Source organism: Streptomyces sp. MGP-P1 (assembly GCF_057766565.1).
Genome location: NZ_JBYMEM010000007.1, coordinates 680,282 through 704,331, shown reverse-complemented (window position 1 = coordinate 704,331; position 24,050 = coordinate 680,282). Strand labels below are relative to the sequence as shown.

Genomic DNA, 24,050 nt, shown 5'->3' with positions numbered 1-24,050 from the left:
AGGGGCGCCAGGCCTTCGGGTCAGCGGACGTCGAGGGGCGCCAGGCCTTCGATCAACGCACCTCGAGGGACCCGGGGTCTTCGGGTCAGCGGGGGCCGACGGTGAAGGGCAGGGCGCCCAGCTCCCCGCTCGTGGCGCGGCGCAGGGCGATCGAGCCGTACGGGCTCCGCAGCCGGAGCCAGCTGCCCGCGGACAGCAGCGACACCGGGAACCGCGGGTCGGCCCGGAGGAAGCCGAGGGACTGGGCCGCGTGGACGGCCCGGAGCGGAAGATCCGTGGTCCCGACCGGCCGGGACCAGATCTCGCGGCCGATACGGTCCCGCTCGGCACGGGTGCGCCGCTCCTCGGGCAGGGCCTCGTCCCGGGTGCGGAAGTCGGTGACGGCGGCTTCCAGCGCGGCGCGCAGGGCGTCCGGCCCGGGCAGCCCCGGCTGCTCCCGCCAGGGCCCCCGGGGCGGCAGGACACCGGTCCAGGGCGGCCCGGTGACCGCGGCGGGCAGCGCACCGGCGCCCGGCTCCGTGGTGCCCGCGGGGTCGCCGGGGACCGGGACGTCGAGGGTTTCCAGCAGCTCCCCGGCCGACACCGTGACGTCGAGCGTCTCGGGGCGGGCCAGGCGGGCGGTGCGGATGGCGAGGACCTCGAAGGAGGGCGGGCGGCCGAACACGGCCAGTGCGTCGCCGCCGCCCGCCTGCAACCGGACCGCCGCGGCCCGGTCGTAGTGGAGCAGCCGGCCGAGGAAGGCGGCGAGATCCGCCGCCTCCCTCGCGTCGGCGAACCGCAGCGACTGCACAGGCACCGTCATGCCGCGGCGGGCTCCTCTGCCAGGTACTGCTGGAGGAAGAGCTTCTCCTCGGCGGAGATCCGCCGAGGCCGCTCCGCCGCCAGGTCGTACGGCACGACGACGGTCGAGGCGCGTACGTACACCTGGTCGGCGTCCTTGATCTCATAGGCGATCGTCAGGGACGCGGCGCCTATCTTCGTGACCCACGACTCGACGGTCACCGGCTCGTGCCGGTGGACCAGCGGCCGTACGTAGTCGATCTCGTGACGGGCCACGACGGACCCGCCCGAGAACGACGGCGAACCGTCCCCGGGCGCCAGCCGGAACATGAAGTCGATGCGCGCCTCCTCCAGGTAGCGGAGGAAGACCACGTTGTTGACGTGGCCGAAGGCATCCATGTCCGACCAGCGCAGGGGGCAGCTGTAGACGTGACGAGCCAAGACGATCAGCCTCGCGTGAGCTTCTTGTACGTGGCACGGTGCGGACGGGCCGCGTCCGCGCCGAGCCGCTCGATCTTGTTCTTCTCGTACGACTCGAAGTTGCCCTCGAACCAGTACCACTTGGAGTCACCCTCGTAGGCGAGGATGTGCGTGGCGACGCGGTCCAGGAACCAGCGGTCGTGGGAGATGACCACAGCGGCGCCCGGGAACTCCAGGAGGGCGTTCTCCAGCGAGGAGAGCGTCTCGACGTCGAGGTCGTTGGTGGGCTCGTCGAGGAGCAGCAGGTTGCCGCCCTCCTTGAGCGTCAGCGCCAGGTTGAGGCGGTTGCGCTCACCACCGGACAGGACGCCGGCCGGCTTCTGCTGGTCCGGGCCCTTGAAGCCGAACGCGGAGACGTAGGCGCGCGAGGGCATCTCGACCTGGCCGACGTTGATGTAGTCCAGCTCGTCCGAGACGACGGCCCAGAGGGTCTTCTTCGGGTCGATGTTGGCGCGGGACTGGTCGACGTAGGAGATCTTGACCGTGTCGCCGACCTTGATGGCGCCGCTGTCCGGCGTCTCCAGGCCCTGGATCATCTTGAACAGCGTGGTCTTGCCCGCGCCGTTCGGACCGATGACGCCGACGATGCCGTTACGGGGCAGCGTGAACGACAGGTCGTCGATGAGGACCTTGTCGCCGAAGGCCTTCGAGAGGTTCTCGACCTCGACGACGATGGAACCGAGCCGCGGGCCCGGCGGGATCTGGATCTCCTCGAAGTCCAGCTTCCGCATCTTGTCCGCCTCGGCCGCCATCTCCTCGTACCGGGCGAGTCGGGCCTTGGACTTGGTCTGGCGGCCCTTGGCGTTGGAGCGGACCCACTCCAGCTCCTCCTTGAGCCGCTTCTGGCGCTTCTCGTCCTTGCGGCCCTCGACCTTGAGACGGGTGGCCTTGCGCTCCAGGTACGTGGAGTAGTTGCCCTCGTAGGGGATCGCGCGGCCGCGGTCGAGCTCCAGGATCCACTCGGCGACGTTGTTCAGGAAGTACCGGTCGTGGGTGACGGCGACGACGGCACCCGGGTACTTCGAGAGGTGCTGCTCCAGCCAGTTCACCGACTCGGCGTCGAGGTGGTTGGTGGGCTCGTCGAGGAGGAGCAGGTCCGGGGCCTCGATGAGCAGCTTGCAGAGCGCCACGCGGCGCTTCTCGCCACCGGAGAGGTTGGTGACGGGCCAGTCGCCGGGCGGGCAGCCCAGGGCGTCCATGGCCTGCTCCAGCTGCGCGTCCAGGTCCCACGCGTTCGCGTGGTCCAGGTCCTCCTGGAGCTTGCCCATCTCGTCCATGAGCGCGTCGGAGTAGTCGGTCGCCATCAGCTCGGCGACCTCGTTGAAGCGCTTGAGCTTGCCCATGATCTCGGCGGCGCCGTCCTGGACGTTCTCCAGGACGGTCTTGCTCTCGTCGAGCTTCGGCTCCTGCATGAGGATGCCGACGCTGAAGCCGGGCGAGATGAAGGCGTCGCCGTTGGACGGCTGCTCCAGGCCCGCCATGATCTTCAGCACCGTGGACTTACCGGCGCCGTTGGGCCCCACGACACCGATCTTCGCGCCGGGCAGGAAGTTCAGGTTGACGTCATCGAGAATCACCTTGTCGCCGTGCGCTTTGCGCGTCTTGCGCATGGTGTAGATGTACTCAGCCAAGAGAAACCGTCCGGCAGCAATAGAGGTGTGGGCAGATACACCCCATCTTGCCTGACGGCCCTCCCCGGACGGAAACCCGTCCGGGGATCGACACGGGAACGTCGTCGCTTCCCGCGTGCGGACGGTCACTCACCGTCGGAGTGCGGTGCCTTCCGGCGGAGGAGGAAGACCGCGCCGCCGCCCACGACGAGCAGTCCGATGGCGACCGCGGCGAGCATCGGGGTGGCGCTGGAGCCGCCGGTCTCGGCGAGGTCGCCCGCCATCCCCGACGTGGTGGATCCGGTCGTGGCCGGGACGGACTGCTGGGCGCTCCGTGTGCCGATGTCGTTGCCGGCGTCGCCCGCACCCTCACGGTCCAGGACACTGCCGCTGGTGGCGCAGTCCAGCACCCCGGTGAAGGTCCTGGCGAACCCACCGGGCCCGGTGATGGTGAAGTCGTACGCCTGGTCCTCGGCGACGGGGACCGTCACCGTGCGGGTGGCCCCGGCGGCGATGGTGTGCTCGGTTCCGGCCAGCTCGAAGGTGAAGGGCTCGTCGCCCCGGTTGGCGGCCGTGATGTCCACGCCGCCCGCCGCGCAGTTCTTCCGCGCGGTCAGTGCGGGGGCGGCGCCCTTCTCGGCCCAGGTGGCGCCGGCCCGCGCGGAGACCGTGGACTCGCTGGAGCCGGCCAGGATCTGGGTCTGGGTGCGGCCGGTCCCCACGAGGGCCCGGCCGACCGGCACGGAGGTGGTGGCCTGGACGGTCAGGGAAGCGGTGCCGTCGGCGGTGTCCTTCGGCACGGCGAAGTAGAGCCGGTCCCCGTCCGCCGCGGCGGTGACGGGGCGCCCTTCTCGTCCGTGACCGCGATGCCGCTGACCGCCGCGTCCACCGGGGGCGACACCGAGACCTGGTCCGCGGCGGTGCGGACGGTCACGGGGCCGAGCCGCTCGCCGGCCCGGCCGGAGACGGCGGCCGGCTCCAGGGTCAGCGAGGCCCGGGGCTCCTTCGTCTTGCGCGCGTTGTCGTGCAGCCAGTCGGCGAGCTTCTCCGCCTGCTTGTCCGACGCCGTGACGTCGGCGTTGTCCGAGTAGCGCCAGATGGCGACCTGGGTCCCGGCGGCGGCGGTCCGCTCGGTGAGCGGGCCGGTGCCGGCCGCGTCGGCGAGCGCGGCCAGGTCGTCGACCTGGGGGTAGGAGTGCTGGAGGATCCAGCGGATCTTCCCCGCGTTCCGGTTGGTGCTCAGCGAGGTCTCGGCCCAGGGCGTCTCCAGATACCTCGCCTGGTCCTGGGTGGGGTTGTGGAGGTCGATGCAGTAGGTCTTGAGCTTGCCGCCGCCGTCCACCGTCATCTCGAACAGTCCGGCGGGCAGCTCCTGGGTCCGGTCGGGCGCGCCGTCCTTCCCCGCGACGCGGAGCACGGCGCTGTCGAAGGTCTTCAGCCCGTCCAGCACCGCGGCCGCGCCGCCGTGGTGCCGGCCCGGGTCGTCGGCCGCCGCCGGTCCGGCGCCGACGAGCGCGGCGGCCGCGACGAGACCGGAGAGCAGCAGCGCGGCGACCGGGCGGCGGGTGCCGCGGCCGGGGACGCCCCTGTCGTGCCGGACGGCGCAGCGGACGCTGAAGACGCAGAAAACACAGAATTCCCCTCCGGGCGAGGCCCTCGCGCATGGTGCGCGTGTGGGGAATGCCTCGCCAGCAGACCCAAGTGACCCGTGAGCACTGGGAATCCTAAAGAACGGGGCAAGGGCAGTCCCCCGTACTGCCCTTGCACAACCATTCCGAATCGGAATCGTTATCGCGCGACGGCCTGTCGCGCTTGCCGACGATGAGCCTTTTCAGGACACCGCGGCCATTGCGTCGACGGGTTCCCGCTGTTTCGGCGACGCGTGCGCATCGCCGTCCGTAAAACTCTTCTGACGCTCCGTCGACACGGGCTCCGCTCTGGCCGCCCGGCGGAAGGCGGTCGTTCCCCGGCTCAGGTCGTGGCCGACGGCGACGGCCTCGACGTCGACGAACGTCCTTCGCTGCCCGGCCTGTTCCTCCTCGCGGACCTTCAAACGGCCGTGCACGACCAGAGGTTCTCCGACAGCAACGGAACCGGCCAGATTCGCGGCGAGTGTCCGCCAGGACCAGACCGTGTAGAAGCTGGTGCGGCCGTCGGCCCAGAGCTGCTTCTCACGGTCCCAGCGCCGCGGAGTCACGGCGAAACGAAATCGCGCCATTCCACCGGTGGCCGTCTCGCGGAACTCCACCGCCGTCGCGGCGTTACCCACCAGTGTCACCAAGGTCTCGTTCATTTCCCGCCCCCACATTCCCTGTCGTACCGGATCGCACCGCTCGTACCGCATCGCGCCGCTCGTACCTCTCCGTGCGGCGGTGGGGTGCGGACTCCATGGTGGACGCCGGGCGGGAATCGCGTCGGGGCCTGTGGACTACCGGCCGGTTGTGGAGAACTCCGTCACCGTCACGTACCTCTCGCGTACTTCCCGGTAGCGCACCAGTTCGGCGGCGACCGGGTCCAGGACCCTGGCCCGTCCGCAGCCGGCGGCCGCCTCGCGGAGCCGCCGCTCGGCGTCCTGCCCGTACCGCCTGGCCGGTCCCCGGATGGCCGCGGCGCAGGACCACTCCACGAGCGGGCCGCCGACGACTCCGGCGAGCATGATGAGCGCGGGCGTGACGAGCCCCGGCTCCAGGACGCCGATGATCTGGCCGGCCAGCCACAGGCCGCCGAAGATCTGGAGGAGCGTCATCGACACCTGGGCCAGCACCGCGGCGGGCCACCACTTCGGCCGGGGCGGCTTGGCCGGGCGGCCGGCGAGCGGGGCTGCGAGAGAGGTTCCGGCGGTGGCGCCCTGCCCCGCCTCCGTTCTGCCGCCCCGTTTGGCCCCGCCGGGGGTCCCGGCCTTGACCGCCAGTTCGTCCAGCGCCTCGGACAGCCCCTTCGCCCCGTTGGACGCGGCCTCGCGCACCGCCTGCGCCCAGGGCCCCGGGAGCCCGTCGGCGGCGTCGTCCGCGACGATCCGTACCGCCTGCTCGACCCGCTGCCGGGCCGTCAGCTCCTCTTCGGGCGGGGTCAGCGCCTGGCCCATCCGGTCCAGGCTGCCGGGCAGGCCCCGGTTCTCGTACCAGCGCCAGAGCCTCAGCCACGGCGTCCCGCAGGCCCGCCCGGCGTTCCTGCGCCACTCCCGCTCGGCGGCCTGTCCGGCGGCCGCCGCGCCGACGGCCTCGGCCAGCCGGTCGGTGAACTCGTCGCGGGCCCGCTCGCCGAGTCCGGGCCGGCCCTCGGCCACGTAGACCGGGCGCAGCCGCGCCGCCGCCGCGTCGACGTCGGCCCAGAGGCGGCGAGTGGCTGCCGTGCGGTCCTGGACGAAGCGGCCGACCATCTCGCGGAGTTCGGGTACCCCGTCGCCGGTGAGCGCGGACAGGGACATGACGGTGGCGCCGGGTTCGCCGTGCTCGCCGAGCGCGATGCCGTCCTCGTCGAGGAGGCGGCGCAGGTCGTCGAGGACGAGGTCGGCCGCCTCGCCGGGGAGGCGGTCGGTCTGGTTGAGGACGACGAAGGTGACCTCGGCGTGCCCGGCGAGCGGGCGCAGATACCGCTCGTGGAGGGCGGCGTCGGCGTACTTCTCCGGGTCGACGACCCAGATGACCGCGTCGACCAGGGCCAGTACCCGGTCCACCTGGTCGCGGTGTTCGGTGGCCGCCGAGTCGTGGTCGGGCAGGTCGACCAGGACGAGTCCCTGGAGCGCCTCGTCGAGGGCGGCGGGCCCGGGGTGGGGCCTGCGCCGGAGCCGACCGGGGACGGCGAGGCGGTCCAGCAGCCCGGCGGCCCCGTCGGTCCAGCTGCACGCGATGGGCTGGGAGGTGGTGGGCCGGCGCAGCCCGGTGTCGGAGATCGGGGCCCCGGCGAGCGCGTTGAACAGGGTCGACTTCCCGCTGCCGGTGGCTCCCGCGACGGCGATGACCGTGTGCCGCGAGGAGAGCCGCTGCCGGGCGGCGGCCTCGTCCAGCACGCGTCCCGCCTCGGCGAGGGTGTCCCGGTCGAGCCGGGCGCGGGAGAGCCCGACGAGCTCGCGCAGGGCGTCGAGCCGGGGCGGCAGCGGCCCGCCGGAGGGGACGTACGCCTCGACCTGCGGCTCCTCGTCGTCCTCGGCGGGCGTCCGGGGGGCGGCTTCCCCGGCCTCACGAACCTCGGCCGCCGCCGCGCGCCGGGCGATGAGCCCGTCGTCCCAGCGCCCGTCCCCGCCCCGGCCCGGCGCCTCCCCGTCCGGCTTTCCCCCGCCGCCACCGTTGCCGTTACCACTGCCGTTGCTGTTGTCCTGGTCCGTGACGGCGGTCATCGCTGCCACCTCTCCTTCTGCAGTACGGAAAGCGCGGCGATCAGTTCGGCCTGGGGTTCGGGGGCGACGTCCAGCGTGTCGAGCGGGGCGAGGCGGCGGTCGCGTTCGCCGCCGAGTACCTGGTCGAGGTAGGTCGTCAACAGCTCACCGCCCTTGTCGCGGAGGCGCAGCGCGCCCTGGGCCCCGATGCGTTCGGCGAGCTGCTCCCCCGCCGCGCGGGCGCGCCGCCCGCCGAGGAGGGCGGCCGCGAGCAGTGCGGCGACGGTCTCGGGGGCGGGTGCCACATTGCGTTCGAGCTGGCGCACCTCCTCCTCGGCCAGTTCCTCCAGGACCCGCCGCCACCGGCGTACGGCGACGGAGATCCGGCCTTCGACGTCCTCGGCGGGCCCCCAGCCGCCCGCCTCGCGTCCGGCGCCCTCGAACCGGAACAGGCCACCGGCGGGCTCGCGGCGCCACTGGGTGCGGATCTGTTCGTCGGCGGCGGAGACCGAGCACTGGAGCAGGGCCACCAGGTTGTCGACGAGGGCTTCGAGGAGCTCCTCGGGCGAGCTGTAGAGCGGGTAGCCGCGCCACCGGGTCCGCGCGTCCCCGGAGAGCACGGCGCCACTCCGGAGGCGGCGCCGGATCCGGGCGGCCTCCGCGCCGTACGCGTCCTGGACTACCCCGGTCAGCCGTACGGAGGCGGCGTACTGGGCGGCGACGGCGGAGGCCAGTGAGGGCATCCGCACGTTGAGCGACTGGATGACGCCGGAGGCGGTACGCGCCACCGCCTGCTGCCGGGCGGCGGGGTCCTGGGCCCGGTGGGCGAGCCAGGCGCGCAGCGGGGCGACGGCGGTCGTGGGGAGCAGCCCGCTGCCGCCGCCCGCGGACTCGGGCAGCTCCGGGATGGTGAACCGGGGTACGTCCCCGAGCCCGGCCCGGGTCAGCAGCGCCGCGTACTGCCGGGACACCTCGGCGATCACCTGGTGGGGCACCCGGTCGAGGACGGTGACGAGGGCCGCGTCGTACTCCTTCGCGGTACGCAGCAGGTGCCAGGGCACGGCGTCGGCGTAGCGCGAGGCGGTGGTGACCATCACCCAGACGTCGGCGGCGCAGATGAGTTCGGCGGCGAGGACCCGGTTGCGTACGACGAGCGAGTCGATGTCGGGGGCGTCCAGGAGGGCGAGCCCGCGGGGCAGGCTCACGGCGGTCTCCACCCGCAGCGCGGTCTCCCCGTCCTCACCCCGGGCCGCGAGGTCGTCCAGCCCGTCCGGGTCGCGCGTCTGACCCGGCGGCAGCCAGATCCGGGTCAGCTGGGGCAGCACCCGCACCCCGGCGAACCAGTGGTGGTCGTCCGGGTGACAGACCAGCACCGGGGTCCGGGTGGTGGGCCGCAACACCCCGGCCTCGCTGAGCCGGCAGCCCACCAGCGAGTTGACCAGGGTGGACTTCCCGGCCCCGGTGGACCCCCCGATCACGACGAGCAGGGGCGCCTCGGGGTCCTTGAGGCGTGGCAGGAGGTAGTCGTCGAGCTGGGCGAGGAGTTCGACCCTGGTCTGCCGGGCGCGTTCGGCCCCCGGCAGGGGCAGTGGAAGACGCACGGCGGCGACACGGTCGCGCAGGGCGGAAAGTGCGTCGATGAGCTGAGGCCGTACGTCCATGGTTACCACATGCGAAGAATGCCCAATTTTAGAGCCTTTTTGAAGCGTATAGCCCCCTCTGCGCGGCGGTTCCACCCTCTGGACAGAGTCAGGACAGAGGGGACGAGTGGGGCGGGGGCATAACGAGTGCACAACACCCGGCGCGAGGGGAGCGAAAACCGATGCAGGAATCGCACCTACCTGCGATTATCGGTTCGCTTCACCGAACCTCCACATCGTGCCACGCAGGTGAAGCAACCGGGTCCAGGGGATCGGAGCCCTATCCTTGTCCCGGCACGGCCACGGAACCACCCGATCAGGACTCCCGGCCCCCGTAGCTCAGTGGATAGAGCAGGCGCCTTCTAAGCGCTTGGCCGCAGGTTCGAGTCCTGCCGGGGGCGCACCGCTCGCACGGCCGTGAGGCCCTCCGCACAGGAGGGCCTTGCGTCGTTCGCAGGCTGTCCTGGACGCGTCGGCCTTCGGTGAAGAAGGTTCGGTTCATCCTGGGGATGCCTGCGCATCGTCGCCCCGGCCCCTCTACGCACTCGGCTCCGGTTTCGTCACCTCGCGGTTCTCCCCGGCGGCGGCCCCGCCGCCGGGGTTGCGGGGCTTGACAACAGCGTGGCCGCGAGCGCCAGGAGCAGCAGCCCGGCACACACGTAGCTGGACACCTCGATCGCGCCGGCCATCGCCTGGCGTGCGGCGTCGGCGGCGGACGCGGTCCGCGGGTCCGCCGCGAGGCCCGGGATGACCGAGCCGGCGCTGTCGGTCACGACGCCGCTCAGCTCCCGGGCCTGTTCGTCGGGAACACCGGAGCCGGTCAGGCGCGGAGCGGGGCCGGTCTCCAGCTACCGGGCGTGCCTCCCGAGGGTGGGAAAGAGGGGAGGCTCCCCTCCCCCCTCACACGTCCCGCCGGCGGAGCGGCGCCAGCGCCCCGAGCGTGAGCGCCGCCGTGCAGGCGGCGACCAGGAGCAGGGAAGGCCAGGGTCCCAGGCTGCCCACCGTGTCGGCGGCGGCGTCCGAAGTCTGGGTGAGCTTCTCCAGGGCGGCCGTCGGGGAGAGTCCGGCGACCCAGCGTTCGGCGTCGCCGAAGAGGGGGCCGAACAGGGACGGCAGGAGCAGCAGACCGATCACCGTGGTGACCGCGCCGGCGGAGTGGCGTACGAGGATGCCGACGGCGAGGCCGAGGACGGCGGCCACCGCGAAGGACGCGGCGATGCCGAACAGTGCGGGCAGCGGCTCGCCCTGGGCGTACCGGCCCTCCGGCAGCATGGCGTCCCCGACGAGGTAGGCGGCCGTGCAGGAGACCAGGGCGAGGAGGTACATCGCGCCCGCCACCAGCGTCGCCTTCGCGGCGAGGACCGTGCCCCGGCGGGGGCAGGCGGCGAACGTCGTGCGGATGGTGCCGCTGCTGTACTCCCCCGAGGCGACGAGCGCCCCGACGACCGCGGCCGGCATCTGGGCGACGACGGTGAGCGTGAGGCTGCCGCCGAGGACGGTGTCGTCGGGTTGCAGGCTGCCGGTGGCGGCGATGAACACCGCGCCGATGACGGGCAGTACGGCGGTGGCCGCGGTCGTCCACACCGTGGAGCGCACACTGCGGAACTTGATCCATTCGTAGGCGAGGGCCTCCCGGAAGCCGGTCCGGTTTCGGTTCCGGTTTCGGCGGGTGCCGGACAGCGTTGGCGTGGTCGTGGTCATCGGGTTGTCTCCTTTCGGGGCGTCGACGAGCGCCTGTCCTCGGCCCGGTATTCCACCGAGGACCGCGAGAGCGTCGTGTAGACCTCCTCCAAGGAGGAGTGGGCGGGGATGAGTTCGTGGACGGCGACCCCGTGGTCCCGGGCCAGGTCGCCGATGGCCGGGGCGTCGGGGCCGTCGACCCGCCAGCCGCCCCGGGCGTCCAGCCGTACGCGCGCTCCGGTCGCTTCCAGCAGAGTGCGCAGCCGTTCCGGTTCCGGGGACCTGACGAGGGTGTGCGCGCGGGAGTTGGTCTCGATGAAGTCGCGCATGCTCGTGTCCGCGATGAGCCGGCCCTGTCCGATCACGATGAGGTGGTCGGCCGTCCGTTCCATCTCGCTCATGAGGTGGCTGGAGAGGAAGACCGTGCGGCCCTCCGCCGCCAGGGACTTCATGAGTTCGCGGATCCAGCGGATGCCTTCGGTGTCGAGGCCGTTGACCGGCTCGTCGAGGATCAGTGTCTCCGGGTCCCCGATCAGTGCCGCCGCGATGCCCAGCCGCTGGCTCATGCCGAGCGAGAAGCCCTTGGTGCGCCTGCGGGCCGTCTCCGCGGGGAGGCCGACCAGGTCGAGCACCTCCTCCACGCGGCGGCGCGGGATGCCGTTGCTCGCGGCGAGTCCGGCCAGATGGTGGTAGGCGGACCGGCCGCCGTGGACGCCCTTGGCGTCGAGCAGGGAGCCGACCGCCCGTAGCGGTACGGGCAGGTCCACGTAGGCCTTGCCGCCCACGGTGACGCGCCCCGCGCTCGCGGAGTCGAGGCCCAGGATCAGGCGCATGGTGGTCGATTTCCCGGCGCCGTTCGGGCCGAGGAAGCCGGTCACCCGGCCCGGCCGGACCGTGAACGACAGCCGGTCGACGGCGGTTCGCCCGCCGTAGCGTTTGGTGAGTTCCGTTGCCTGGATCATGCGGCCGACGCTACGAGCGGGGGGCCGACGGCGAATCCTCCGACGGAAGTCGCCGCCTGCTCCCGTCGGAGTAGGGCACCTCTAGCGTTCTCCTTCTCCTGCCCTGACCAGGCCCGTTTCGTAGGCGAGGACCACCAGCTGGGCCCGGTCGCGGGCGCCGAGCTTCGTCATGGTCCGGCTGACATGGGTCTTCGCCGTCAGCGGGCTCATGATCAGCGCCTTGCCGATCTCCTCGTTGGACAGCCCGGCGGCGACGAGCGCCATCACCTCACGCTCCCTGCCGGTGAGCACGGCGAGCCGTTCGGCGCCCGCCGCCTCGGGGGCCTTGAGCCGGGCGAACTCCTCGATCACCTGACGGGTCACGGCGGGGGCGAGCAGACTCCGGCCCGCCGCGACCGTGCGGATCGCGGCGCGCAGGTCGTCCGGCTCGATGTCCTTCAGCAGGAAGCCCGCCGCGCCGTGCCGGAGGGCTTCAAAGACGTACGCGTCGACCTGGTACGTGGTGAGCATGACGACACGGACCCGGTCGAGGGAGCGGTCCTCGGCGATCCGGCGGGTGGCCTCCAGGCCGTCGACGCCGGGCATCCGGACGTCCATCAGCACGACGTCCGGGCGGGTCGTCCGGACCGCCTCGACGGCCCGGGCCCCGTCGGCGGCCTCCGCGACCACGACCAGGTCGTCGGTGAGGTCGAGCAGGGCGCGGAACCCGGCCCGTACGACGGTCTGATCGTCGGCGAGGACCACGCGGACGATCCCCGGCTGCCTCGCCGCGCTCTCCGCCCGCTCGCTCACGTGGCCGCTCCCCGGGTTCCGTACGGCGCCACGTTCATGAGGCCCTCCCGGTTCCGTGCGTCGTCGTGCCCATGGGGCCCGGTTCCGTAAAGCGTCGTGGCCGTGGGCCCCCGGTTCCGTACGGCACCACGTTCATGGGGCCGCTCCCTCCGTCGGCAGTTCGGCGCGGACGCGGAATCCGCCGCCCGGCACCGGACCGTAACGGACGTCGCCGCCCACCGCGACCGCTCGCTCGCGCATGCCGATCAGGCCGAAGCCCCGCTCGGCGGGCGGGCCGGCGGGCGGCGGAGCCGGGGGGCCGTCGTCCACGACCTCGACGGTCAGCCGGGTGGCGTCGCGGGTCACCGACACCGCGGCGTGGAGCGCCGCGGAGTGCTTCACCACGTTGGTCAGCGCCTCCTGCACGATCCGGTACGCCGTGGCCTCGACGACCGCGGGCAGGGCGGCGCCCCCCGTCTCCCGCCGCAGGCTGACCCGCACCCCGCCCGCCTCGACCCCCGCGACCAGTTCGGTCAGCTGGTCGAGGCGGGGCGCCGGCGCCGTGGACTCCGTCGCGCGCAGGACGGACAGCGTGGCGCGCAGTTCCCGGACGGCTTCCTTGCCGGAGGCGCGCACCTGGGTCATCGCCTGCCGCGACACCTCCGGCGCGGCGTCCAGCGCGTCGAGGGCGACCCCGGCCTGCACGGTCATGGCGCTCACCGTGTGCGCGAGGATGTCGTGGATCTCCCGGGCGACCCGTGCCCGCTCCTGGCGGACCCGGCGGGCGGCCTCCCGCTCGCGGTCCTCCTCGGCCCTCGCGGCGCGCGCCGCGTACTCCGCCAGCAGTTCCCGCCGGGTACGCACCACCTCGCCCAGGAGGAGCGGGACGAGCGGCCAGACCATCTCCAGGACGGGCAGCCCCTGCGGGTTGACCACGTCCCCGCCGACCTTCAGCGCCACCGCACCCGAGATCGTCGCGGCGATCACCCCGGTCCACAGGGTGCGCCGGCGGTCGCCCAGCACCGCCACGGTGTAGAGCGCCACGATCACCGGGAGGTTCAGCAGCTCGCCGATGTGCCCGTGCAGCGCCCACCCGGCACAGGCCGCCCCGGTCACACAGACCACCGGAACGGGCCAACGGCGGCGGCAGGCGAGCGCCGCCAGCGAGACCACGAGGAGGCCCCAGGTCAGCGCGTCGGCCTGCCGGTAGCCGGGCTCGTCGACGGCCGCGTCGGCGGCGGTCAGCACCCCCACCACCGCCACCACCAGCAGATCCGCGACGATCGGCGGCAGAGCCCGCGCACGGGCGGCCAGGCGGTCGAAGGTCATCACCCCCTCACGGTAGGAGGCGGGAGGCCGGGCCGCATACGACAGCGGGAGTACATCGGGGCGGGTCCGGCGGCAAGCGTCCCGGCACCGGGGCGAGGCCGGCGGCAAGCGTCCCGGCACCGGGGCGAGGCCGGCGGCAAGCGTCCCGACGCCCGTGCGGGCCCGGCGTCGAGCGTCCCGCCACCCGTGTCGGCACCGTGGCGGGCGTCTCGACGCTGTGCGCATCGAGCAGGAGTTCGGGCACACCCGGGCGGGAGTTCGGGCACGGCGCAACCTTCCGTCCGGCGGGACGTTCGGCAGGCCGTGGGAACGGGCAAATCGATCAGGTAGGCCCGAAGGCGGAATCCCCGCCGCAGGGCGCTCCCGACCGTCCCCTCACCCGGCACGCGTACGCGGCTCCGCGCCGCCGTCCGCCCGCCGGTCCCGCCGACCCCACACCGAAGCACCCGCGTGAACTACGCACCATCAGGGAAAGGAGCGCCGCGATGGCGACGCCGCTGTCTGCAGCCAGGCTGCTCAAAGCCCTCCGCGACGAAGGTCTCCACGTCGTCGAACACCGGAGCTGGCGTACCAACAACCGGAACCACAAAGGACCCTGGGGTCCGACGCACGGCGTGATGATCCATCACACCGTCACCTCGGGCACGGCCTCCTCGGTCGAACTCTGCTACAACGGCCACTCCGCCCTGCCCGGCCCGCTCTGCCACGGGGTCATCGCCAAGGACGGGACCGTCCACCTCGTGGGGAACGGCCGGGCCAACCACGCCGGGCTCGGCGACGACGACGTCCTGCGCGCCGTCGTCGCGGAGAAGGCACTGCCCCCGGACAACGAGGCCAACACCGACGGCAACCGGCATTTCTACGGCTTCGAGTGCGTCAACCTCGGTGACGGCAAGGATCCCTGGCCGGCGGCCCAGCTGCTGGCGATCGAGCGGGCCGCCGCCGCCGTCTGCCGGGCGCACGGCTGGTCGCAGCGGTCGGTGATCGGGCACCTGGAGTGGCAGCCGGGCAAGGTCGATCCGCGCGGGTTCACCATGAACGCGATGCGCTCGCGGATCGCCAAGCGGCTGGGCGGTTCCCCGGACGGGCCCTCCGATCCGCCGCCGAAGCCGACGTACGAGCCGTTCCCCGGATCCGCGTTCTTCAAGGTCGGCCGCAACAGCGCGGTCGTCACGGCCATGGGCAAGCGTCTGGTGTCCGAGGGCTGCGGCCGGTACACGGCGGGCCCCGGCCCGGCCTGGTCCGAGGCCGACCGGAAGTCGTACGCCGCCTGGCAGCGCAAGCTGGGCTACTCGGGCGACGACGCGGACGGCATTCCCGGCAAGAGCAGTTGGGACCGGCTCAAGGTGCCCAACGTGTGACCGCGGCGCGTCCGGCTCCTCCCGCTCGCCGCCGGGGGTGCAGGAGCCGGACCGTGCGGGCGATCACGGCAGTTCACTAGGGTTCCCCCACTGCGCCGGTGGCGCTGCCGGTGATCCGCCGATGGATCGCCGACGAGATCCGAGGGACGGTGCGATGACGGCGACGGCCGGGGTGCGAACGGTGGCGGCCGACGAGCTGAACCGGTACGCCGACGGGATCCGCGACGTGTACGCGCGGGCGTTCGCGGCCCCGCCCTGGAACGAGGATCCGGCGCAGGCCGACGCCTATGCGGAGCGGCTCGCACGGGACGCGCTCCGGCCCGGTTTCACGGCGTCGGTGGCGACGGCCGGGGGGACGGTAGCGGGTTTCGCCACGGCCTGGATCACCCCGGAGGTCTTTCCGGCCGACCGAAGCTACGGGCAGGTCGCCGAGGCCCTCGGGCCCGGACGGACGCGGGCGTGGCTCTGCGGTGCGCTGGAGGTGAACGAGCTGGCGGTGGCGCCGGAGGCGCACGGTGCGGGGCTCGGGGCGGCGCTGCTGCACGCGGTGACGGGGCCCGCCCCGGACGGCCGTTGCTGGCTGCTGACCTCCGTGCGGGCCGAGGCGGCGCTGCGCCTGTACGAGCGGGCCGGCTGGCAGCGGGTCGACGCGCCCGTGCCCGGCGCGGCCGCTCTCGTGGTGCTGCTCGGCCCCCGTCACCCCCAGCGGGCGGAGGCGGAGTCGGGAGACCGGTAGCCCCCCGCGTACGGAGAGCCCTGGCCCTACAGCGCGACGGCCAGCAGGACGCACGCCACCAGCGCGAACGCGGTGCGCACCTGGTGGAGGGTGTTCCAGCGGGATTCGAAGGCCGCGCGGGCCGCACGGTCGTCGCCGCCCTCGGAGGCGGCGAGGGCGTTGTTGAGCGGGATGTTCCCGACCACGGTCACCAGGTGACCGGCGACCACGCAGATCAGCGCCCCCAGGATGGCGGGCCCCGCCGCCTCGCCGTGCTCGCCCAGGCCGGTGAAGAACGCGGCGGCGGGCAGGGCGACGACGCCGAGGAACAGGACCAGGAAGACCGGGCCGGGGACCTTCTCGTTGAAGCGGCGCATGGCCGTCGTGAACTGCTCGTCCGTCAGGTCCGCGAGGCCGGGCATGATCGCGATCAGGAAGGTCAGCATGAAGCCCGCGTAAAGGCCGTTGACGATCGTGGCGAGCACGAGGAAGAGGGAGGTCATGGCGGACATCATGACCCGGAACGGCGATCCATCGGACCTATTTTCGCATGCCCGTGCGACGAGCTTCGGCCTCGGACTCGGCCTCGGACTTGGCCTCGGTTGCGCCGTTGCGACGTGGCGGCCCGGCCGGGCTGGGCGGGCGAGCGAGCTGGCCGCCCAGTCCGGCCGGGCCGAGCTGACCGAGGAAGACGGGCGGACCGAGCTGACCGCCCAGTCCGGCCGGGCCGAGCTGACCGAGGAAGACGGGCGGACCGAGCTGACCGCCCAGGACACACGTCCTCCTCGGTCCGCCCGTCCTCCTCGTCCCGCTCGGCTCCCCGCCCGCTCGGCGCCTCGGCCCCTCGGCCGATCCGCCTCAGCCGATCTCGCCCTCGCTCGGTTCCGGCTCGTCGTCCGTTCCGGATCCCCGCTCGATCCGGTCTGCCTGCCCGATGGCCTTGGCCAGCTTCGTGACGGAGCTGTCCTCGGTCGCCTCCGCCAACCCTGTGGCCCGCGAGGCGAGTTCACCGAGGCCGGGTGCGCCGGGCAGGTCGCCGCCCCGCAGGTGGTCGGCGAAGTAGGCAGCCACGGCCGCTACTTGGAGCCGGTCGCTCCCGCCGCCCCACAGCGATCCGTCGATCGCCCCGGTCCTCGCGGTGCCGGTCTCCTCCTGGGCCTCGCGGGTCTTGGGGTCGAGCCAGCGCACGGTGGCCCTGGCCACGGTGCCGGACGCGCCCTCGCGCAGCCGTACGGCGTACAGAGCGGTCACCGTGTGGCCGGGGCCCACCTCGCCGCCGTCGACGCTGTCGTCGCGGAAGTCCTCGTCGGCGACCTTGCGGTTCTCGTAGCCGATCAGCCGGAAACTCTTTACGGTCTTCCGGTCGAACGCCACCTGGGCCTTGGCGTCGCGGGCCCGGATCTCCAGGTGGGCGGGCAGCTGGTCGACGAAGACCTTGCGGGCCTGCGCCTCGTCACCGACGTACGTGGTGTTCCCGTCGCCCTTGTTGGTGAGCCGCTCCATGAACGCGTCGCCGTAGTCGCTGCCGACGCCGACGCCGAAGAGGGTGATGCCGTACTCCCGGCGGGTGGATTCGATCTTCTCCAGGATCCCGTCGGCCTCCGTGTCGCCGGTGTTGGCCAGCGCGTCGGAGAGGAGCACGACCCGGTTGGTGGCGCCCTTGCGGTGGCCCTCGACCGACTCCTCGTAGCCGAGGGTGATGCCCGCCTCGACGTTGGTGGACTGCGTCGGCCGCATCTCCTCCACCACGTCCTTGATCCGGTTCCGGTTGCCCTTCATGCGGGTCATCGGCAGCCGGGTCTCGGCCTCGTCGCTGAAGGTGACCAGGGAGATGGAGTCGTCGTCGCGCAGTTCGTCGGCGAGGATGGTCAGCGACTTCCTGACCAGGTCCAGGCGGCCGGTCTCGGCCATGGACCCCGAGATGTCGACGACGAACGTGAGGGCCGCGGGCGGCCGTTCGGCGGTCGAGGGGGCGGCCTCAGTGGCCAGGCCGACGCGGAGCAGCGACCAGTCGGAGGCTCCGGTTCCCCCGCCCCCGCCCTTCCCGGAGCCGATGCGCGCCCCGTCGACGTTCACCGAGAAGCCGGGGCCCTTCGGCCGTTCGTACCCCTGGCGGAAGCTGTTGACGAACTCCTCGGGGCGCACCTCCTCGGGAGAGGGCAGCCTGCCGTCACCGAGGGTGCGGCGCGCGTAGCCGTAGCTGGCGGTGTCCACGTCCAGGGCGAAGGTGGAGAGGTAGTCGGGCGCCGGGACGTCCAGCCCGGCCGCGTCCCCGGACTCGCCCGTCGGCGCGGCCGACCGTCCCTTCTCGGGCGCCGCCCCGTCGGGGGCGGGCTGCCCGCCGCCGGTCGATCCCTGCCCGTTGCGCGTGTCCGAACTCAGTTCGGGCGTGCCATCCGACGTGCTGTCGCCGCTGCCGCACGCGGTGAGAGCCATGGTGCCCGCCAGAAGGAGCGCCATGGCTCCCGCCCGGCCCCCCGCCCGGCCCCCCGCCCGGCCCCCCGTCCTGCCTGTCGTCCTGCCTTCCGCCCGCTTCTCGTGTCGTCGGCCTGCCTGCTGCATGTGTAGCCCCCCACGTCGTCACGATGTCCTCGACATCTGTGAATGTGACGTACGGGGTCGCCGACCGGAGTCGACGAAAGCGTTGCGGAACCATCTCGATGCGGCAACAGCGGACAGGAAGCGGCCGGGAACCGGCGGAACATCAGGTTCAGGACACGATGTCCTTACGACTGAACCCGCGGAAGGCCAGCGCGAACAGGATCAGGGCATAGGTCACTGATACGGCCGTGCCCTTGATCATGCCGCCCCACTCCAACTGCGGCTGGAGGGCGTCGGCCCAGGCGAACTGCCAGTGCGCGGGGAGGAAGTCGCGCCAGGAGCCCAGCGCGGTGACCGCGTCGAGCACATTGCCGACGATGGTGAGGCCCACCGCGCCGCCGACCGCGCCGAGCGGGGCGTCCGTCTTCGTGGACAGCCAGAACGCCAGGCCCGCGGTGACCAGTTGGGAGACGAAGATGAAGGCCACGACGATCGCGAGGCGGGGCACCGTGTCGCCGGCGGACAACGCTCCCCCGGTGGGCAGTTTCAGCGGCCCCCACCCGTAGGCCGCCGTGCCCGCCACCAGGGCGACGAGCGGCAGCAGCACCATCGCGGCCAGGCTGAAGCCGAGGGCGACGACGAGCTTGGACCAGAGCAGCCGGACGCGCGGCACGGGCGCGGCGAGCAGATAGCGCAGCGAGGACCAGCTCGCCTCGGAGGCGACCGTGTCCCCGCAGAACAGGGCCACCGGCACCACCAGCAGGAATCCGGCCGAGACGAACAGCGAGGTGGCGGCGAAGTTCGCGGCGGACTCGGTCGCCACGTCCATCAGGTTGATCCGGCCGCCGCCCCCGCCGCCCCCGCCTCCTCCGCCGTCCTCGCCGTCCGGCGTGCCGCCGATCGCGAAGGCGATGATCAGGATGAAGGGGAGGGCGGCGAGGATTCCGCCCATCAGCAGGGTGCGCCGTCGGCGCAACTGCCGCATGGCCTCGACGCGGAGGGGAAGGGTGCGCCCGGCGCGGTAGCCGGGGGCCTCCGGGTGTTCGGTCTCCACCCGGGCCTCGGGGGGCTGGACGGGGGCGCTCATGCTGCTCCTCCGGAGATGAGGGTGAGGAAGGCGTCCTCCAGGCGGCGGTGCGGTCCGACACCGGTGACCGGGACGTCGAGCCGGACGAGATCGGATACCAGCCGGGAGGTGGTGGCCCCGTCGAGGCGGACGAGGAGTCCGCGCCCGTCGTCGGTGCGGGCGGCGGAGCCGATGCCGGGCAGGGCGGCCACCTTCTCCGCCAGCGGCTCGGACACCTCCTCGGCCGTGGTCACCAGGATCATGTCGCCGGATCCGGTGATCTCGGCGACCGGACCGGCCTGGACGAGCCGGCCCCGGTCCATGACGACCAGGTGGGTGCAGGACTGTTCGACCTCGGAGAGGAGGTGGCTGGAGACGATGACGGTCCGGCCGCCGGCCGCGTACCGGATCATCACGTCCCGCATCTCGCGGATCTGCGGCGGGTCGAGCCCGTTGGTCGGCTCGTCGAGGATGAGGAGGTCCGGCATGCCGAGCATGGCCTGGGCGATGGCGAGCCGCTGCCGCATGCCCTGGGAGTACGTCCGTACGGCACGGGCGAGCGCGTCGCCGAGGCCCGCGATCTCCAGGGCCTCCTCGATGTGCGCGTCCTCGGCGGGCCGGCCGGTGGCCTGCCAGTACAGGTCGAGGTTGGCGCGCCCGGAGAGGTGGGGCAGGAATCCGGCCCCCTCCACGAACGCCCCGACCCGGGACAGCACCGGTGCTCCCGGCCGGATCGCCTGCCCGAAGACGCGGATCTCGCCCTCGTCGGGGCTGATGAGCCCCATGAGCATGCGCAGGGTGGTCGTCTTGCCCGCGCCGTTGGGTCCGAGAAGCCCGAGGACCTGGCCCTTCTCGACGCGGAAGGACAGCTCGCGCACGGCGTACCGGTCGACCGCCTTCGCGTACTTCTTCGAGAGACCGGTGATCTGGAGCGGTACGTCGGTGAGCGCGGGGTCCGGCGCGGGTGTCGCGGTCCGGCGGCGGGCGGTGAGCAGCAGACCGGCCGCGATGACGAGGGCGGCGGCCGGGAGGCCCCAGGTCCACCACGGGAGGGTGGCCGCAGCGGTCTTCACGGCGGGCGTGGTGGGGACGGTCAGCGGTCCGTCGGCGGTGACGGTGTACGTGGCGGGCTCGGCCGGGGACGCGTAGCCGAGGTCGGTCGCGGAGAACACCAGTCGCATCCGGTGTCCGGCGTCGAACTCGTGGTCCACGGCGGGCAGCGCCAGCTCGACCGGCTTGCCCTGCTGGTCGGGGGTGATGCGGTAGGGGGCGACGAGCTGGTGGGGCAGCACCTGCTGCCTGCCGTCCGGCGACACGTCGTACACCTTGCCGAAGAGCACCGCGTCCCGGTCGCCGTCGGCCTTCACGTTCACCTTCACGGTGGGCGTGCCGGTGACGCGTACGGAGGTGTCCAGCGGGGCGGACTCGAAGCGGGCGAACTGTCCGGGGAAGTCGAGCGAGAGCCCGACGCCGAGGGAGGAGAGCTGGGCGAGTCCGCCGCCGACGCCGGGGACGGCGGAGATGGCGGGCGGTGCGGCGCCGGCCGGGTTGCGGAACGTCTTCGTCCCGCCGCCGAGCGCGATGTCCCGGCCGCCGTTGCGCAGCCCCGGGTAGGTGTCGCCGCTCGCGCCGCGCAGCAGGGCGGCGCCGTCGGTGGAGTCGACGCCTCCGGTGCGGGTGACACGGAAGGCGGGCCCGGTGCCGCCTCCGGTGTCCTCCTTGAGATAGCGGTCGAACCAGGAGCCGACCCGGCCCTGGACCCGCTCGGTCTCGTTGTCGCCGCCGTCGTGCCCGCCCGAGATCCAGTCGACGGAGACGGGGGCGCCGTTGGCGCTGATGGCCTTCTGCATGGCGTCGGCCTGGCCGAGCGGGAAGAGGGAGTCGGACTGCCCCTGGAGGAGGAGCGAGGGGACCTTGATGCGGTCGGCGACGGCGGACGGCGACCGCTCGGTGAGGAGGTCGACGGCCTCGGCGTCGGGCTTGCCGCTGACGGCGACCCGCTCGTACATCTCGCAGAGCCGCTTCTCGAACTTCTCGCAGCCGCCGCCGGTGGTGATGAAGATCCCGGCCCAGAGCTTCTTGAAGACCCCGTCGGGGAAGAGGGCGTCGGCGAGGTTCCAGTAGGTGATCACGGGCGCGATGGCGTCGACCCGCTCGTCGTGGCCGGCGGCGAGCAGCGAGACGGCCCCGCCGTAGGAGGCGCCGGTGAGCCCGACCCGGGGGTCGCCCTTCTCGTCGAGCTGCACCTCGGGTCGCGTCGCGAGCCAGTCGATGAGCCGCGAGACGTCCCTGACCTCGTGGTCCGGGTCGTTGAGGGAGATCTCCCCGCCGGACTTGCCGAAGCCGCGCGCCGACCAGGTCAGCACGGCGTACCCGTCGGCGGCCAGTTTCTCGGCCTGGGCCCGCACGTCGCTCTTGCTGCCGCCGAAGCCGTGTCCGATGAGCACGGCGGGCCGCTTGCCGGAGCCTTCGGCGCGGAAGTACGAGGTGTCGATCGGCACGCCGTCCATGCGCAGCGTCCGGTCCTCGCGCTGCACGGCGGGCGTGCCGTCGTCGGCGACGGCGGTCCAGGTGCCGCCGCCCACGAGCACGGCGAGCGCGGCGCCGACCGCGGCCCACCGGCCAGGTGTACGGGGCAGCAGGCGCCGCCATCGAGCAGTAGGGGTCTCCATCCCTCGACCCTAAGCGGAGGACGCAAGCCGGTTGCGTGCCCCCGGGGGGAGGCGGGCAGCCTCCCTGAGAGGTACGGTGCGCCCCCGCCGTACTCCGGACGCGGTACAGAATGCCTTCAGACCCCTTGCCTCGGGAGGCCATTGTGGACATTCGCCGCGCTACGACCGTCAGGGAACTCCTGGCCGCCGGCCACCTCTACGACGCACCGCCCCGCGAGGAATGGGCCGCCCGCTTCCTCGCGGCGGACGGTCATGCGCTGCTGATCGCGTACGTGGACGGCGTCCCGGCCGGCTTCGTCACGGGCATCGAGATGCTGCACCCGGACAAGGGCACGGAGATGTGCCTGTACGAACTCGCCGTCGACGACCCGTTCCGACGCCGGGGCATCGGCAGGGCCCTGACGCTCGCGCTCGTGGACATCGCCCGGGAGCGGGGGTGCTACGACCTGTGGGTCGGCGTGGAGGACGGCAACGAGGCGGCGCTCGCGACGTACCGGTCGGCGGGGGCGGGGGACGACGGCGGGTTCACGATGCTGACGTGGGAGTTCGGGGACGGTACCGCGCAGGAATAGTGCACCTCGTGCGGGATCGGGATACGGCCGGGGCGCTCCCGGGCGTCAACCCTGACCTTCGTCGGGGGCAGCTCCTGCCGTTCGGCCCCCGCGCCGGAAGGTGGTGCCTTCGTACGTTCGCAGCATGGCAAAGCACACACATCAACACCACTGGCCAGTACGGCTCTTCGGCTCGCCCGCGCTGCTGGCGTCGGCGGCGGCCGTGATCGGGATGCTGTCGCCCGGGGGCCTGGGGCGGCCCGGGCCGACCGAGGTCACGGAGGGGGATTCCGTAACCCTCTACCGGTCGCTGACGGGAGCGGTAGAGGACGGTCCGGGGTGGCTGGGGCACCTCCTGGAGCTGTCCTCCGAGGCCACGCTGATCGTTCTCGGCCTGCTGCTGCTCGCGGTCTCCTGGACAGCGGTACGCCGGAGGGACACGGGCGCGATGGCGGGGGCCGTACTCATCGGCGCCGGGACGGTCGTGGCGTACGCCGTCAGCGAGGCGCTGAAGCTGATCGTCGACGAGGAGCGTCCGTGCCGGGCGCTGGACGGCGCCCGGGCGGTCGCCGCGTGCCCCGAGCCGGGCGACTGGTCGTTCCCGAGCAACCACGCCACCCTGGCCGCCGCCCTCGCGGTCGGGCTGGCGGTGCGGCGGCCCCGACTCGCCGCCGTGACGCTGCCGTTGGCCGTGGCGGCGGCACTGCTGCGGGTCCTGGTGGGAGTCCACTACCCGCACGACGTGATCGCCGGCGTCCTGCTCGGCGGGGCGGTCGTCGCCTCCTTGCTCCTCGTGCTGGGCCGCCCGGCCGAGCTGCTCGTCTCAGCGCTGCTCCGGCGGTGGGGGTGGGGGCAGGATCCCGGCCTCGTGGGCGACGACGGCGGCCGCGGCCCGGTTGTCGACGCCGAGGCGGGCCAGGACGGAGCTGACGTGCGCCTTGACCGTGCCTTCGACCAGGTGCAGCCGCCGGGCGATCTGCCCGTTGGACAGCCCGCCGCCGAGGTGCGACAGCACTTCGCGTTCCCTGGGAGTCAGCCCGGCGACCCGCTCCCGGGCCGCGTCCCGCCGGCCGGCCAGGGCCCCGGCCCCGGTGGACGCGAGGTGCGCCACCACGCGGGCGGCGACCTTCGGTGACAGATAGGCGGCGCCCTCGGCCACCGACCGCACCCCGGCGACGAGTTCCTCGGGCTCGCCGGACTTGATCAGGAATCCGGCGGCCCCACACCCCAGCGCCCGCAGGATGTAGTCGTCCTCGCCGAACGTGGTCAGCATGACGACGCCGGTGGCGGGCAGGGTGCGGCGGATCTCGGCCGCGGCGTCGATCCCGTTGGCCCCCGGCATCCTTACGTCGAGGACGGCCACGTGCGGGCGGTACGCCCGGGCCAGCTCCACCGCCTCGTGCCCGTCGGCCGCCTCGGCGACGACCTCGATGCCCGGGTCGCTGGCGAGGACGGCGCGGACACCGGCCCGGATCATGGGCTCGTCGTCGGCGACGAGGACCCGGATCGTTCCGGCCGGGGGCGTGTCCGCCGGGGCCGTGTGCGCTGCCGATGCCGGGTGCGCGGGGGTCGTGTGC

19 protein-coding genes, 1 tRNA gene and 2 pseudogenes are annotated in these 24,050 nt (G+C 73.0%); 5 read left to right on the top strand and 17 right to left on the bottom strand.

Translation table 11 applies throughout. From position 1 onward, the window contains the following. Positions 1 to 85: 85 nt before the first annotated feature. From AC3CH1_RS24800 to AC3CH1_RS24770, 7 genes and pseudogenes are all read right to left on the bottom strand, one after another. The gene (locus AC3CH1_RS24800) at positions 86 to 802 is read right to left on the bottom strand and encodes a DUF8010 domain-containing protein (RefSeq protein ID WP_488464945.1); all 717 of its coding nucleotides are present in this window, start codon (positions 800 to 802) and stop codon (positions 86 to 88) included. Further along, positions 799 to 1,221, bottom strand: a complete 423-nt coding sequence (locus tag AC3CH1_RS24795; RefSeq protein ID WP_469219938.1) for an acyl-CoA thioesterase — start codon at positions 1,219 to 1,221, stop codon at positions 799 to 801. The genes AC3CH1_RS24800 and AC3CH1_RS24795 overlap by 4 nt, the downstream gene beginning before the upstream one ends. Positions 1,222 to 1,226: 5 nt before the next feature. After that, positions 1,227 to 2,891 (bottom strand): energy-dependent translational throttle protein EttA, encoded by a 1,665-nt coding sequence (gene ettA, locus AC3CH1_RS24790; RefSeq protein WP_488464944.1) that lies wholly within the window; start codon positions 2,889 to 2,891, stop codon positions 1,227 to 1,229. Between the two features lie 125 nt (positions 2,892 to 3,016). Further along, positions 3,017 to 4,502, bottom strand: a pseudogene (locus AC3CH1_RS24785) (Cys-Gln thioester bond-forming surface protein). Positions 4,503 to 4,701: 199 nt separating this feature from the next. Further along, positions 4,702 to 5,163, bottom strand: coding sequence for a single-stranded DNA-binding protein (locus AC3CH1_RS24780; protein ID WP_488466731.1), 462 nt, complete (start codon positions 5,161 to 5,163; stop codon positions 4,702 to 4,704). Between the two features lie 135 nt (positions 5,164 to 5,298). Then, entirely contained in the window at positions 5,299 to 7,206 is a 1,908-nt protein-coding gene (locus AC3CH1_RS24775) for a GTPase (RefSeq protein WP_488464943.1), read from the bottom strand. Continuing rightward, positions 7,203 to 8,846, bottom strand: coding sequence for a dynamin family protein (locus AC3CH1_RS24770; RefSeq protein ID WP_488464942.1), 1,644 nt, complete (start codon positions 8,844 to 8,846; stop codon positions 7,203 to 7,205). Before AC3CH1_RS24770 ends, AC3CH1_RS24775 begins: the two co-directional genes overlap by 4 nt. Positions 8,847 to 9,153: 307 nt before the next feature. Between AC3CH1_RS24770 and AC3CH1_RS24765 the strand changes: the two genes are divergently transcribed. Then, positions 9,154 to 9,226, top strand: a tRNA-Arg gene (locus AC3CH1_RS24765). 159 nt (positions 9,227 to 9,385) lie between these two features. Here AC3CH1_RS24765 and AC3CH1_RS24760 read toward each other — a convergent pair. The 5 genes from AC3CH1_RS24760 to AC3CH1_RS24740 all read right to left on the bottom strand — a co-directional run bounded on the left by AC3CH1_RS24760 (position 9,386) and on the right by AC3CH1_RS24740 (position 13,567). Next, positions 9,386 to 9,598 carry a hypothetical protein gene (locus AC3CH1_RS24760; protein WP_488464941.1) on the bottom strand — a complete coding sequence of 71 codons (213 nt, stop codon included), beginning with the start codon at positions 9,596 to 9,598 and terminating at the stop codon, positions 9,386 to 9,388. A gap of 127 nt (positions 9,599 to 9,725) precedes the next feature. Then, complete coding sequence (locus tag AC3CH1_RS24755) at positions 9,726 to 10,526, bottom strand: ABC-2 transporter permease (RefSeq protein ID WP_488464940.1); 801 nt, start codon at positions 10,524 to 10,526, stop codon at positions 9,726 to 9,728. Continuing rightward, entirely contained in the window at positions 10,523 to 11,467 is a 945-nt protein-coding gene (locus tag AC3CH1_RS24750) for an ABC transporter ATP-binding protein (RefSeq protein WP_488464939.1), read from the bottom strand. The genes AC3CH1_RS24755 and AC3CH1_RS24750 overlap by 4 nt, the downstream gene beginning before the upstream one ends. Before the next feature lie 81 nt (positions 11,468 to 11,548). Continuing rightward, positions 11,549 to 12,259, bottom strand: a complete 711-nt coding sequence (locus AC3CH1_RS24745; protein ID WP_488464938.1) for a response regulator — start codon at positions 12,257 to 12,259, stop codon at positions 11,549 to 11,551. Between the two features lie 132 nt (positions 12,260 to 12,391). Then, complete coding sequence (locus tag AC3CH1_RS24740; protein ID WP_488464937.1) at positions 12,392 to 13,567, bottom strand: sensor histidine kinase; 1,176 nt, start codon at positions 13,565 to 13,567, stop codon at positions 12,392 to 12,394. A 485-nt stretch (positions 13,568 to 14,052) separates the two neighbouring features. Here AC3CH1_RS24740 and AC3CH1_RS24735 point away from each other — a divergent pair, with 485 nt between their 5' ends. Further along, positions 14,053 to 14,928: a peptidoglycan-binding protein gene (locus AC3CH1_RS24735; RefSeq protein ID WP_488464936.1), complete on the top strand. Its 876-nt coding sequence runs from the start codon at positions 14,053 to 14,055 to the stop codon at positions 14,926 to 14,928. 154 nt (positions 14,929 to 15,082) lie between these two features. Next, positions 15,083 to 15,664, top strand: coding sequence for a GNAT family N-acetyltransferase (locus AC3CH1_RS24730; RefSeq protein WP_488464935.1), 582 nt, complete (start codon positions 15,083 to 15,085; stop codon positions 15,662 to 15,664). 26 nt (positions 15,665 to 15,690) lie between these two features. Here AC3CH1_RS24730 and AC3CH1_RS24725 read toward each other — a convergent pair whose 3' ends face one another. From AC3CH1_RS24725 to AC3CH1_RS24710, 4 genes are all read right to left on the bottom strand, one after another. Continuing rightward, complete coding sequence (locus tag AC3CH1_RS24725; RefSeq protein ID WP_397916917.1) at positions 15,691 to 16,158, bottom strand: anthrone oxygenase family protein; 468 nt, start codon at positions 16,156 to 16,158, stop codon at positions 15,691 to 15,693. A gap of 343 nt (positions 16,159 to 16,501) precedes the next feature. Beyond that, on the bottom strand, positions 16,502 to 18,103 hold the full coding sequence (locus AC3CH1_RS24720; RefSeq protein WP_488464934.1) for a vWA domain-containing protein: 1,602 nt from the start codon (positions 18,101 to 18,103) through the stop codon (positions 16,502 to 16,504). Between the two features lie 250 nt (positions 18,104 to 18,353). Further along, the gene (locus tag AC3CH1_RS24715; RefSeq protein WP_488464933.1) at positions 18,354 to 19,271 is read right to left on the bottom strand and encodes an ABC transporter permease; all 918 of its coding nucleotides are present in this window, start codon (positions 19,269 to 19,271) and stop codon (positions 18,354 to 18,356) included. Then, positions 19,268 to 21,922: an alpha/beta fold hydrolase gene (locus AC3CH1_RS24710; RefSeq protein ID WP_488464932.1), complete on the bottom strand. Its 2,655-nt coding sequence runs from the start codon at positions 21,920 to 21,922 to the stop codon at positions 19,268 to 19,270. The genes AC3CH1_RS24715 and AC3CH1_RS24710 overlap by 4 nt, the downstream gene beginning before the upstream one ends. A gap of 143 nt (positions 21,923 to 22,065) precedes the next feature. Here AC3CH1_RS24710 and AC3CH1_RS24705 point away from each other — a divergent pair, with 143 nt between their 5' ends. After that, positions 22,066 to 22,494 (top strand): GNAT family N-acetyltransferase, encoded by a 429-nt coding sequence (locus AC3CH1_RS24705; protein ID WP_488464931.1) that lies wholly within the window; start codon positions 22,066 to 22,068, stop codon positions 22,492 to 22,494. 124 nt (positions 22,495 to 22,618) lie between these two features. Next, a pseudogene (locus AC3CH1_RS24700) lies at positions 22,619 to 23,380 on the top strand (phosphatase PAP2 family protein); the annotation flags it as partial. Here AC3CH1_RS24700 and AC3CH1_RS24695 read toward each other — a convergent pair. Beyond that, complete coding sequence (locus AC3CH1_RS24695) at positions 23,297 to 23,980, bottom strand: response regulator (RefSeq protein ID WP_488466730.1); 684 nt, start codon at positions 23,978 to 23,980, stop codon at positions 23,297 to 23,299. The pseudogene AC3CH1_RS24700 and the gene AC3CH1_RS24695 sit on opposite strands and share 84 nt — an antisense overlap. Positions 23,981 to 24,050 lie beyond the last annotated feature (70 nt).